Origin of the sequence: Marinobacter manganoxydans MnI7-9 (assembly GCF_000235625.1) — a bacterium.
Taxonomy (GTDB): Bacteria; Pseudomonadota; Gammaproteobacteria; order Pseudomonadales; family Oleiphilaceae; genus Marinobacter; species Marinobacter manganoxydans.
The window spans coordinates 39374-52769 of sequence record NZ_AGTR01000054.1; the positions used below are offsets into that span (position 1 = coordinate 39374).

The window sequence follows — 13396 nt, forward strand, 5'->3', positions numbered from 1 at the left end:
AAAGGATAAATTTTAGGGTTTAGGCGCTTTCCATGTGGCGGCCATCGGTTTTTGGATAAATTCTGGCGAAAATGTGAACAGTCTCCGCTAGCCGCCATCATCACGGCATCATTTTATGAAGCGGTAACTCCCGCTGACTTTCACATGTGAAAGTCAATGCTGGACGTGATCAAAACAGCCTCTCAAAAAGCCTTGTCGAGACCCTGTTATTTCACGGGACGTGCCTGCATCACACCGGTGCTCCAAAAGGTCTCTTCCAAGCCCCTTGTAAGTACCCCGAGGAAGTAACGCCACTGTATACCGGTGTTGTCACTGAGGTGGTAAGCCAGGGTCCCAAATAAATAATGGAACGCGGACCCTTCAGCCCATGCGAGCTATTTCATGGAGTGTGGGAGCGCAGCGGCAAAGTCCCAAATCAGGTAGTTACGTGGACAGGAATTGGAAAGGTCCCATGGCTTGGAGGAAGGAATCTGCCTCCAACCCCGTCTTTTCGTCCGAAAAAGGCAAAAGCGCATGGCAGCTCCAAGCACTCAGCTGCTTACGATTGTTGGCAAATCCATAGCGAGGAGCCAGCCATGAGCAAACGAATGACCCACCAGGAAATCTGCGAAGAGTGGGAGGCGGTCAGCCGAGCCCAAAATGTGAACCACCAACGTGGTATCAAAGCCGCCATCACGCAATGCCGTCAGTTTCTGACGGCGATTCACCAGCAAGCGGACGTGGAGCAAGCGAGGTACCGCTATCTGGCGCAGCGGCTCTGTGATCACTTCTGGTCCCACAACATGGCTTATCGTACCGACAAGACACCCGGCTATCCCGGGCACTTCGGCTGCCGCGTTCGACTCAGAAAAAGAAAACTGGAATTGTCCTGGTACTACAACCGCTTTATCCCGAAGAAGAGTGGCGAGGGCCGATCAGTGTTCAGTGAGTACATTCGCAAAGAAGGTCGGTTCCGCTACCACAAACCGGCCTTCACTCGGGCTCAGGACTGGGAGCAACCCCATATCATGGAGACTGAGACTGGTTTTGAAATGCTGCGAAGACTCAATGCCAACCAGGCGGAGCTTTGTCGAATCGTGCGGAAAAGCGAGCGCCTCCTGAAAGATCTGGAGGAGCACCTCGGTGGACTGAAGGAGGCTGCCAGCGGGAGTTCAAGCCCCTCCAACGAGGCGGAATGAGGGCTGTTGGCGGTAAAAGGCCTGCCGCTCACACCGTAGGTGTTGATTGCGTGGGGCTATTGGTGGGCGCGGCTAAATTTACGGTAGCTATGGATGCTGTCCTTTGCCGGTCTATCCGGGTCAAATCGGTTGAATGCGGCGTGGTACCTCTATATATTGATCAGTCAATGTAGTGTAGGGCTGCTCAGCCCATGAGACCGTGCCGCCTCAGATGAGGTGGCAACACCATCGCCCATAGGAAGCGAAAACATGGCCGAGATGGAAGATCGCTGGTTATCCGTAGACGAAATTGGCAAGCACCTCGGTGTCAGCAATGACACCGTGTACCGCTGGATCGACAAGCACGCAATGCCCGCCCACCGTATGGGGCGATTTTGGAAGTTCAAAAAAGTCGAAGTAGATGAGTGGGTCAAGGGCGGTGGAGCCGCCGAGACGAGCAAGGGTGAGCGTTCCGAATGACCCAAGGCCGGTATCGCATCTCCTTCACGTCCGGCAGCCTGTATCACCGAGAATCGGTGAAGCTGGCCGAGCTGTACCTGTCGCTACGTGACTGGGAAGAGGTGCGGACTCAAGCTCTACATGACAACCTGCTACAGGCCAGAACGGAAAGCACGGCAAAGCGCACCTGTAGAGAGGCGATTGCACGCCTGAAGACGTTGACCGAGAGCGAACTGACTTTCCTGGCCGAGGCAAACCACCAGGACCAGGCGCACCTCCTCTGGGTTGCAGTGTGCCGCCTTTACCGCTTTATCGCAGACTTTGCGGTGGAAGTGCTACACGAACGGTTTGTCGCGATGAAGCTGGACCTCAGTTTTGAGGATTTCGATGCCTTCTATAACCGTAAATCGGAATGGCATGACGAACTGGATAATGCCAGCGCCTCAACGCGCGATAAATTGCGACAGGTCCTGTTCAGAATGCTGCGGGAGGCAGGGTTGTTAGCTAAGGACAAAACCATAAACGCAATACTGCTAAGCCCCAGGCTGATTGAGTTGCTGCGTCAGAACAATCCTGACGAGTTTTTCTACTTCCCAGTCTATGAATCCGATATCAGGGGGATGTCAGCTTGAGAAAGGACATTGCCAAAATGCCGATGCAGGAGCGACTACAGCACCTGTTTAGCGTGGTTTCCGGCCAGCGGTTCCTGAACAAACAGGGACTGGGTAATGAAGTGCCTTTCTTCATCTGCCCCTACCGGCCTGAAGAAGCGGTCGAGATGGAGCGTCTTCAGCGGCAGTTGGTTAACCGGCTGGAGCAGGCGGGCATCCGGATCCTGAGTATCAATCTGTACGACCTGGCCGTCGATATTTTGAAAGAAAGAGACATCTGGGAGCAGGTGTTGGAGCTCGAGCCCACGGTCTCAAAGGATCAGCTGAAAGAACTGCTACAGGGAGTGCTGGACCCGGAAGCCCATTTGGTGCCCGCTATTGCGGCAAAACTCCAGTCCGTTGATTTTGACGTGCTGTTTCTCTCAGGGGTGGGCGAGGTCTTCCCCTACATACGCTCCCATAACGTGCTCAACAACTTGCAGAGCACCGCCAAAGACCAGCCAACGGTGATGTTCTTCCCGGGCTCCTATACCCACTCGCTGGAAACCGGTGCATCTCTGGATCTGTTCGGCAGGCTGCATGACGACAAGTACTACCGTGCGTTCAACATCTTTCATTACGAAGCCTGAGCGGACGATACGATTCGAGGCGTAATCATTAAGGGAAAGTACAATGACATTGAAGAATATTTTTCTAAAGCCCGTTGACCGCCCCATTGAAGGCGTTATCAAAGCCGACGATGAAGCCAGTCTTCGCCTCGAAATTGAAGAATACGTACTGACCAACGAAGTCGAGAAACGCCTCGAAGAGTTCCTGGACGCCTACAATAACTACGAAGGGGCCAACGGTGTATGGGTCTCCGGCTTCTTCGGGTCCGGTAAGTCTCACCTGCTCAAAATGCTGGCCCTTTTGCTTGAAAACCGGGAAATGGACGGTGCTACAACCCTGGACCTGTTCCTTCCCAAGTGCAGCGAGAATGAAATTCTCCGGGGCGACCTGAAGCGAGCTGTCTCAATTCCGGCGAAGAGCATTCTGTTCAACATCGATCAGAAAGCCGATGTCATCAGCAAAACCCAGATTGATGCGCTTCTGGCCGTGTTCGTTAAAGTCTTCGACGAAATGTGCGGCTACTACGGCAAACAAGGGCACATTGCCCAGTTTGAGCGCGATCTGGACGGCCGTGGCCTGTACGAACAATTCAAAGCCGAGTACGAGACCATCGCCGGCCGCCCCTGGCAGAAAGGCCGGGAGCAAGCCCTTCTGGAAGGCCCGAATATTGCCCAAGCCTACGCCGCTGTGACCGGTGGCGACCCGCAGTCGGCAGCGGGCATTCTGGACAAGTACCGCAGCGAATACCGAGTCTCGATTGAAGACTTCGCGGACAATGTGAATGCCTATATCGAGAAGCAGGCAAAAGAGGGTGGCCACAAAGAGTTCCGCCTGAACTTCTTTGTGGACGAGGTCGGCCAGTACATTGCCGACAACACCAAGCTGATGACCAACCTGCAAACCATTGCCGAGAGCCTCGCCACCAAGTGTCGGGGCCGGGCCTGGATTATCGTCACCGCGCAGGAAGAGATGAAAAACGTGGTTGGCGAAATGGGCAAGCAACAAGGCAACGACTTCTCGAAAATTCAGGCACGGTTCAATAACCGCATGAAGCTGTCCAGCGCGGACGTGGCAGAGGTCATCCAGAAGCGCCTGTTAACCAAGACCGAAGAAGGCGTCAATCAGCTGTCGGACGTCTACCACGCACAGGCGAACAACTTCAAAACCCTCTTTGACTTCGCGGATGGATCGGCTACCTACCGGAACTTCCGGGACAGGGACCACTTTATCCACAGCTACCCCTTCGTCCCCTACCAGTTCGCGCTGTTTCAATCGGCGATCCAGAACCTGTCGCAGCACAACGCCTTCGAGGGTAAACACAGTTCCGTCGGTGAGCGCTCCATGCTTGGGGTTTTCCAGCAGGTGGCCATCCACATCGGTAATCACGAGGTGGGCCAACTGGCCACCTTTGACCTGATGTTTGAAGGCATCCGCTCCGCACTGAAATCACAAATACAGCGGGCGATTATTCAGGCCGAAAACCACCTCGATAATGCCTTCGCCATTCGGCTGCTGAAGGCCCTGTTCCTGGTCAAATATGTCAAGGAATTCAAGCCCACGGTGCGCAACCTTTGCGTGCTGATGCTGGATGCCTTCGATCAGGATCTGCCGGCACTTCGCACCAAGGTCGAGGAAGCCCTGAGCCTTCTGGAGCAACAGACCTACATACAGCGCAACGGGGACCAGTACGAGTACCTGACGGACGAGGAAAAGGACGTCGAGCAGGAGATCAAGAACACCGAGGTCGAATCATCGGATGTCGCGGACGAGCTGGAAAAGATCGTTTTCGACTTTGTTATAAAGCAGCGCAAGATCCGTTATGACGCCGGCTCTTCCCAGAACCAGGGGCAGGACTACTCTTTTTCGCGCAAACTGGATGATCGTCTGCATGGGCGTGAATACGAGCTCTCGATCAATGTCATCAGCCCGTTCCACGAGCATACCGACAACGAGCAAATGCTCCGTACAGCCTCTACGTACAAGGCGGACGAACTGTTTGTGCTCATGCCGTCGGACGAGCGCCTGGTGCGCGATCTGCTCATGTTCAAGCGCACCGAGAAGTACATCAAGCAGAACATTTCCGTTACCCAGCAAGAAGCCGTCAAACGGATCCTGAATGACAAGGGCTTCCAGAACCGTGAGCGCGAGGCCAGGCTCCGGCAGCAGGTTCAGACCCTCATTGGCAAGTCCAAGTTGCTCATTGGCGGCGCCGATGTGGAAGTGGCGAATGAGGACCCCCAGACCCGCATTATTCGGGGCTTCCATGAGCTGATTTCACGGGCTTACCCCAACCTCCGCATGTTGCGCGGTGTTTCCTACACGGAAAACGACATCAGCAATTGCCTCAACCGTACAGACGATGGCCTTTTCGGTAACGACGCCACAGCCCTGGCGGAATCCGAGCAGGAGGTGCTGGCGTTCATTCAGAGCAACAACCGGGGCGGTGTCCGCACCACCCTCAAGAGCCTGCTGGAGAAGTTCGAACGCAAACCCTACGGCTGGTATTACGCCGCAATTCTCTGCACCCTGGCCAACCTGTGTGCCCGTGGCAAGGTGGAGGTGCGTCTCGACGGGAATATCCTGGAGGACAGCGAGCTGGAGCGCGCCCTGCGTAACACTCACGGCCACGGCAACGTGGTGCTGGAACCACAGATTGAGTTCACCGCCTCTCAGGTCCGAGCCCTCAAGTCGTTCTACGAGGACTTCTTCGACAGCCCGCCTCGCAGCAGCGAAGCCAAGGCCCTGGGTAAAGAGGCCGGCGAAGCCTTCCAGGACATGTACCACGACCTGGATCGGCGGATAGCGCAGGTCGATCAGTACCCGTTTCTCAATGCCTTGAAACCTGCCCTGGTGACGCTGAAAGAGGTCGCCGGAAAGCCCTACACCTGGCACCTGACGGAATTGGGCAAGCAGGAAGACCAGCTGCTGGACCTGAAAGAGGATGTCATCGACCCCATCCGCAAGTTTATGGGCGGCTCACAAAAAGACATCTACAACCAGGCTCGGTCCTTCCTACAGAGCCAGGAGCCCAACTTCATCTATGTGTCCGGGGACGAGATCGAGCAGATCCGCACCATCCTGAACGACCCCAACTGCTACAAAGGGAATCGCATTCAGCAGCTCAAGGGCCAACTGGATAGCCTGCAGGAGCGCATCGACGAGAAAGTGCAGCAAACCCGAGCTCAGGCAGAAACCTCCCTGAAGACCATGCAGGAACGCATGCAAAGCATGGACGAATATCAGTCCCTGCCGGAGCCGCGCCAGGATGAACTCAACAAACCGTTCCGGGATCTGGTCGATTACATCGGGCAAGAGCGCCTGATTGCCGTGATCAAGGACCGGACACGGTACTTTGAAGAAGAGGGCTACCAGAAGCTGCTGGGCAAAATGGTGGCGCTGGCCAATCAGAAATCAGCACCGGCAGACGACCCCGATCAGCACCCAGGTAGCCAGAGTGAAGACCAGAGTGACGGGGGGACTCCCGAGGTCAAGGAATCGCCCGCCGACTATGTTCACACCCGCAACCTCCGTGTCGCGTTCGACAAGGCCTGGTTGGCCGACGAGGGGGATGTGGACCGGTACCTGAATGCCTTGCGCGAGGCCCTGCTGGTTGAAGTCCAGCAAGGGCGCAAGGTTCAGATCTAAGCGTGCCGAACCGTCTAATCGGTCAAAGTTGGGGATAGCCATGCACGAAGCCGAACAGGAAATCCAGGCGCTCATTCGCGGCGGCGAAAACCTTGCCGTCGAATTCAAGAGCGACGTCAAGAGCCTGCCGGACCGGGATCTGGTAGCCGCGGTGGTGGCCCTGGCCAACACCGAGGGCGGCGACCTTTTCCTGGGCGTTGAAGACGATGGCACCCCGACCGGGCTGCATGCCAACCACCGCAACCTCGCCGGCCTGCCCGCACTGATTGCCAATAAGACCATCCCCTCGCTGGCCGTGCGCGTTGAGGCCCTGGAGCTGGAGGGGCAACCTATTGCCAGGATCCAGGTGCCCAAGTCCCGGCAGCTGGTGTCGACCTCGGATGGCCTGCTGCAACGTCGGCGCCTGAGAATGGACGGCACTCCGGAGGCCGTGCCCTTCTACCCCCATGAGTTTGTTCAGCGCCAGTCCAGCCTGGGAGTAACGGACCCCTCGGCCTTGCCGGTGGAAAACCTGGCGGTTGAAGACCTGGACCCGATTCAGCGCATCCGGATCCGCAATGCCATCAAGAAATACGGCGGCGATCAGAGCCTGATGCCCCTGGCGGACGATGAGCTGGACGGCGCCCTGGGGCTGACTGTGAGCATGGGAGGCATTCGCCGCCCCACGGTTGCAGGCCTGTTGCTGCTGGGGAACGAAATGCAGCTCCGGCAACACCTGCCCTCCCATGAGGTAGCCTTCCAGGTGCTGCGCGGTACCGATGTGTTGGTCAATGAGTTCTACCGCAAACCGCTGCTGGAGACCTTTGAAGAGGTCGAAGTGCTGTTTCGCGCCCGGGTGGAGGAAGAGGAGATTCAGGTTGGGCTGTTTCGCGTGCCCATCCCCAACTTCGACCGCCGGGCCTTCCGGGAAGCTTTCGTAAACGCCCTGGTTCACCGCGACTACAGCGCCCTGGGCGCCGTACACGTCAAACTGGACGACGACGGCCTGAGCATCAGCAATCCCGGTGGTTTTGTCGAGGGCGTCAACCTGGACAACCTGCTGGTGGCCGACCCTCGCTCCCGTAACCCCTTGCTGGCTGACATTATCAAGCGCATCGGCCTTGCCGAACGCACGGGCCGGGGCATCGACCGGATCTTCGAGGGTATGCTCCGCTACGGGCGCACCGCCCCCGACTACTCCATGTCGTCCGCTCACACCGTCTCCGTGCGCATGAGCGCAGCAGACGCGGACGCCGAGTTCCTGCGCATGATCGTCGAGCGCGAGGAGCAGACCGGCGCCGCCATGCCCATTGACAGCCTGATCATCCTGTCCCGGCTACGCAATGAGCGGCGCTTAAGAACGGCGGACCTGGCCAAATCCGTGCAGAAGCCCGAAACCGTGGTCCGGGGTACCCTGGAAAAACTGGTGGAAGCCGGCATGGTGGAAGCCCACGGAACCGGCAAGGGCCGCACCTACACCTTGAGCGCCAAGGTATATCAGGGCGCGGGGCAAAAGGCCGCCTATGTGCGCCAGGCAGGGTTTGATCCTATCCAGCAAGAGCAGATGGTCATGAGCTTTATTGATACGCACGGCAGCATCAAGCGTGCTGACGTGATTGAGCTGTGCCATATCAGCCCGGATCAAGCCTACAAGTTGTTGGCCAGATTGAAGAAAAGGGAAGAAATCGAGCAAGTAGGCGAGCGAAAAGGGGCTATTTACAAGCGCGCGCGTTAATTTATGCGCTAAGCGTAAATATATACGCCCATTTATGCGCCAGCGTATATCGCTCGGTCACGATCAAAACCAAGGCATGAATCGATGGAAACCGCAAAACTCAGAAAATTCGCCCAGTTCGCCCGCCGCAGCCTGATTGAACAGGTCGGCGCCAAGCTAAAGCTGGTATTGGCCGAAGAAAGCCCCGCCCGGCGGGAAAGCCCATTGGCCATCAAAAAGCTGGAAGAGGCGATAGCCGAGCAGGGTAAAGAGCAGGTTGTCGAGCGGGTGGCGTATATCTGGTTCAACCGGCTCGTAGCCCTGCGGTTTATGGACGTGAACCGATATAACCGCATTGGCGTGGTCTCTCCCGCCGAGGGGCAGTTTCAGCCCGAGATCCTGGCGGATGCCAAGATGGGCCATATCGATGAAGAGATGGTCGTGGAAAATACCCGAAAACGGGTCTTCGCCCTGCTCGATGGCAAAATGCCCAGCCAGGATCCCCAAGGGGAAGCCTATCGCTTACTGGTCGTAGCCGCCTGTAACTATTGGTACATCGCGATGCCGTTCCTGTTCGAGCGCATTGACGATTACACCGAGCTTTTGATGCCAGATGACCTGCTATCTGGAAACTCGATCCTGGCCCATACCCGCGAAGCCATGACGCCGGATGCCTGTGAGGATGTTGAGGTGATCGGCTGGCTGTATCAGTTCTACATCTCCGAAAAGAAAGACCAGGTATTTTCTGATCTTAAGAAGAACAAAAAGATTACGCCGGACAATATCCCGGCTGCGACCCAGCTGTTTACCCCGCACTGGATCGTCCGTTATCTGGTGGAAAATTCGCTGGGCCGCCTTTGGATGCTCAACCGGCCAGACTCTGGCTTGATTGAGCAGATGGACTACTACATCAAGCCGGAAGAGCCCGAGACCGATTTCCTTTGCATCAGTAGCCCGGAAGAAATAAAAATCTGCGATCCAGCCTGTGGATCGGGTCACATGCTGACTTATGCATTCGATCTGCTTTATGCCATATACGAAGAAGAAGGCTACGAACCTGCCGATATTCCGGCCAAGATTCTGGCTCACAATCTTTACGGCATCGAGATTGATGAACGTGCCGGTGAGCTGGCCGCCTTTGCTTTAACGATGAAGGCCCGGGCTAAGCAGCGACGCTTCTTCCGCAAGCCGGTACAGCCCAATATCTGCGTGCTGGAAAATATTCGGTTCGAGGAAAGTGAGCTCAGAGAGTACATGGGGTTCGTCGGACGGGATTTGTTTAGTGTGCCACTTCAAACCACACTTAGGCAGTTCGAAGAGGCTGATAATTTTGGATCGCTAATTCGTTCGGATCTCACCGAAGTGGACGAAATTCTCCGAACACTGGAGGCCAAGGACGTTTCTGGTCAATTGTTCCTGAGTGAAACCCATCAAAAGGCTCTTCAAGCACTTCGACAGACGGATTACCTTAGCCCGAGATACAGTGTGGTGATTTCGAATCCACCGTATATGGGCAGTAAGGGAATGAATCCACGGCTAAGTACTTGGGCGAAGAGGAATTATCCAGCCAGCAAAGCCGACTTCATGACAATGTTTATGGAGAGGTCTGCATTGCTTTGCCGAAGGCTCGGGTTTTGGAGCATGATTAATCTCCCATCTTGGATGTTTCTTTCCTCTTTCGAAACTCTAAGAAAGAGAGTGCTCGATGAGCAAACCATAATTTCTTTATTGCACCTCGGAAGAGGGGTTTTTGGATCGGATTTTGGTAGTGTTGCTTTTGTCATGAAGAATGACCGAAATCCGGAGTTTCATGGTATATACAGGCGCCTCTTTGAAAAGCATGTTCAAGTGCGAAGTGTTGATGATATTGAATCTTTATTCTTACAAAGTAAAAATAATCGATACACCTTCCGTCAGTCGAACTTTGCCAACGTACCTGGAGCGCCGATAGCATACTGGCTTTCGGATGAGGTTCTCGAAGCTTTTGGAAAGGATTCCCTGTCAGATCGCCTGGCACAGGCCAAAAAAGGACTGACTACAGGAGATAACGAAAGGTTCATTCGCCTGTGGTGGGAGGTTTCCTCCGAACAGAGAGACCTAACCCCGGGGTTGAATGACGTTGCTCGATTCAAGCCCCATATGAAGGGTGGGGAGCGCCGAAAATGGTATGGTAATCATTGTGAGTTACTGGCTTTTGACGATGAGTCCAAAGCGGCAATGAGATGTAATAAAGGGTTTCGCAATGACGGAGTTTCTTTTTTTGGTAAACGGGGCCTAACGTGGTCTGATGTCACTTCAGGTGGTGTTTCAGTTCGATTACTTCCAGAAGGATTTACATTTAATAATGCATCACCGGCAGCGTTCTTTACCTGCGATAAATTAATGAAGATTGGTCTATCGTTAATGAATTCACATTTAGGGCAATTGTTCTTAAATGTGCTAAATCCAACTATTCACTTTAATCCAGGGGACTTCGATAATATTCCTATTAAGCAGAATGTCCCCCATGCAGAAGTAGCTAGAATATCAGACCGTGCAGTTTTATTCTCTCAATTAGATTGGGATTCCTACGAAACTTCTTGGAATTTCAGGAGATTGCCTCTACTGGTTCCAGACCACTGTCGGTCGACTCTGAATGCCTCCTATCAGAGGCTACGCACCCACTGGCGGGAGATGACATTGGAAATGCAGCGGTTGGAGGAAGAGAACAACCGCATCTTTATCGAAGCCTACGGCCTGCAGGACGAGTTGACACCAGATGTACCGCTGGAGGAGATCACTCTGACCTGCAACCCCCACTACCGCTACGGCAACAATAAAAGTGAAGAAGAGCTGGAGGTGCTGCTGCTGGCCGACACTATGCGCGAGATGGTCTCCTACGCCGTGGGCTGCATGTTTGGCCGCTACGCGCTCGATAAGCCGGGCCTGATTCTCGCTAATCAGGGTGAGACTGTAGATGATTACTTGAAGCAGATCCCAGAGCCCAGCTTCCCGGCAGACGATGACAATGTCATCCCCATGCTCGATGGCGACTGGTTCACCGACGACATAACCGAGCGCTTCCGTGAATTCCTGCGCATCGCCTTTGGCGAAGAGCACTATGAAGAGAACCTCCGTTTTGTCGAGCAGGCACTGGGTAAGGACATCCGCAAGTACTTCCTGAAGGACTTCTATAACGACCACGTGCGTCGCTACAAGAAGCGACCCATCTACTGGCTGTTCTCCTCTCCCAAGGGCTCATTCAACGCGCTGATCTACATGCACCGCTACCAGCCTCATACCGTGGGCACGGTGCTGGAGTATCTGCGCGATTTCAAAGACGAGAAGCTGAAAGCCCGGAAAAACCATCTGGAGGCCGTCAGCATCAGTGCTGGGGCTTCCCAGGGTGATAAGACCAAGGCCCTGAAAGAGATCGAGAAGATCAATAAGATCCTCGCCGAGCTGGATGATTACGAGCGGGATGTGCTTTACCCACTGGCCACCGAACAGGTGGAAATCGATCTCGATGACGGGGTGAAGGCCAACTATCCGAAATTTGGCGACGCCTTGAAGAAGATTCCTGGCCTCTCATGAAGGAGGGCTACCTATGAAATTGAAAGAAATTGCCATTAAAGGCTTTAAATCCATCAGCAACCACGACTACGAGCGTATTGCTTTTAACGATGTGACGGTGCTTTTGGGGGCAAATGGCTCCGGGAAAAGCAACCTGATTTCACTGTTCCGGCTGCTGGGGTTCATGACCACTGGCGCGCTGCAGCAGTATGTCGGTAAACAGGGGGTTAGCCAGCTTCTGTTCTATGGCCCCAAGGTGACGGAATCAGTCAGTTTTGTCGTGACGTTGGAGGATGACAACACAACCGATACATATGAAGTGAAGTTGTCCTATGGCTTGCCGGATCGGTTGTTTGTCAGTGGCGAGCAGGTCAGCTACCACAAAGTTGGGCATTCCAGTCCGCAGAGCTATTTTCTGTCTAGTGGCGGGGCGGAAGCTGAATTGGCTCAAGATTCCCGCCAGACCAGCAGAGTACTCACAGCGCTTCTGCGGGGCATTCAGTCTTTTCAGTTTCACGACACCTCGGATACCGCTCGAATCAAGGACCGGGTGTATGTTGACGATGCGGCCTACCTACGCAGCGATGGGGGCAACCTCGCTGCTTTTCTCAAGCTTTTAAAGGAGTCGGACAGCTATCGCCCGTACTACGAAAGGATTGTCCGGCATATTCGCAAGATCATGCCGCAGTTCAACGACTTCGTACTGGATACCCTTCCTGGCAATGACCGTTTCGTGCGACTGAACTGGTCTGATACCTACCGCCAGGATTATCTCTTTGGTCCAGATCAGATTTCCGACGGATCTCTTCGCTTTATGGCGTTAACGACGCTGCTGTTGCAGCCACCGGCGTTGCTTCCAAAAGTGATTGTTCTGGATGAACCGGAGCTAGGGCTTCATCCGGCTGCCACGCTTGAGCTTGCCGGTATGATCAAACGTGCATCCCAGAAAACGCAGGTGGTCCTGGCCACCCAGTCCACACGCCTGGTGGATGAATTCCTGCCCGATCAGATCGTGATCGTGGAGCGGAATTCAAAGACCGGCGCCAGCTCGTTCCACCGTCTGGAACCGGAGGCGCTGGGTGAATGGTTGCAACGGTACAGCCTCTCGGAGCTATGGGAGAAAAATGTGTTGGGAGGGCAGCCGTGATTCGACTGCACATAACCGCAGAGGGTCAGACCGAGAAAGCCTTTGTCGACCAGGTTCTGACACCCCATCTGGCGCACTTTGATGTATACACCGACGCGCGCTGTGTGCTAACGAGCAAGGACAAACGGGCGGCCAAAGAATACCGGGGTGGCCTGATCAGTTACCAGAAAGCAAAAGCCGATATCGAAACCTGGATGAAGGAAGACGCCAATCAGGAATGTTGGTTTACCAGCATGTTCGATTTATATGCCTTGCCAGAGGATTTTCCAGGATTTGATGAAGCGAAACGGCTGGAGCCTTATCAAAGGATCGAACGGCTCGAAGTTGCTTTTGGCAATGAAATGAACAAGCCAAACTTTATTCCCTATATCCAGTTGCATGAATTTGAAAGCCTGATTCTTGCTGACCCGGCCAAGCTGGATTGGGAGTACCTGGAGCACGGCCAGCCAATTGGGAATCTGGTGAAGATGGTCGGCACCCAAAATCCGGAGCTCATCAATGACGGTCGAGAAACAGCGCCATC

At 54.6% G+C, this 13396-nt stretch carries 9 protein-coding genes; all 9 read left to right on the top strand.

Annotated elements, in window-relative coordinates:
* Positions 1–575 precede the first annotated feature (575 nt).
* Positions 576–1178 (top strand): conjugative transfer protein MobI(A/C), encoded by a 603-nt coding sequence (gene mobI / locus KYE_RS13250; protein WP_008174221.1) that lies wholly within the window; start codon positions 576–578, stop codon positions 1176–1178.
* Between the two features lie 249 nt (positions 1179–1427).
* Positions 1428–1637 carry a helix-turn-helix domain-containing protein gene (locus KYE_RS13255; protein WP_008174223.1) on the top strand — a complete coding sequence of 70 codons (210 nt, stop codon included), beginning with the start codon at positions 1428–1430 and terminating at the stop codon, positions 1635–1637.
* Positions 1634–2248: a DUF1819 family protein gene (locus KYE_RS13260; protein ID WP_008174224.1), complete on the top strand. Its 615-nt coding sequence runs from the start codon at positions 1634–1636 to the stop codon at positions 2246–2248. The genes KYE_RS13255 and KYE_RS13260 overlap by 4 nt, the downstream gene beginning before the upstream one ends.
* Before the next feature lie 17 nt (positions 2249–2265).
* A complete protein-coding gene (locus KYE_RS13265) occupies positions 2266–2856 on the top strand; it encodes a DUF1788 domain-containing protein (RefSeq protein WP_008174226.1) in 591 nt (196 codons plus the stop codon).
* A 43-nt stretch (positions 2857–2899) separates the two neighbouring features.
* Complete coding sequence (gene brxC / locus KYE_RS13270; RefSeq protein WP_008174228.1) at positions 2900–6481, top strand: BREX system P-loop protein BrxC; 3582 nt, start codon at positions 2900–2902, stop codon at positions 6479–6481.
* Between the two features lie 40 nt (positions 6482–6521).
* Positions 6522–8195, top strand: coding sequence for an ATP-binding protein (locus tag KYE_RS13275; protein WP_008174230.1), 1674 nt, complete (start codon positions 6522–6524; stop codon positions 8193–8195).
* An 84-nt stretch (positions 8196–8279) separates the two neighbouring features.
* Positions 8280–11747, top strand: coding sequence for a BREX-1 system adenine-specific DNA-methyltransferase PglX (pglX, locus tag KYE_RS13280; protein WP_008174232.1), 3468 nt, complete (start codon positions 8280–8282; stop codon positions 11745–11747).
* 13 nt (positions 11748–11760) lie between these two features.
* The gene (locus KYE_RS13285) at positions 11761–12873 is read left to right on the top strand and encodes an AAA family ATPase (RefSeq protein WP_008174235.1); all 1113 of its coding nucleotides are present in this window, start codon (positions 11761–11763) and stop codon (positions 12871–12873) included.
* Positions 12870–13396: DUF4276 family protein (locus KYE_RS13290; protein WP_008174237.1), on the top strand; the 527-nt coding region annotated here is incomplete at its 3' end. The genes KYE_RS13285 and KYE_RS13290, both read left to right, overlap by 4 nt.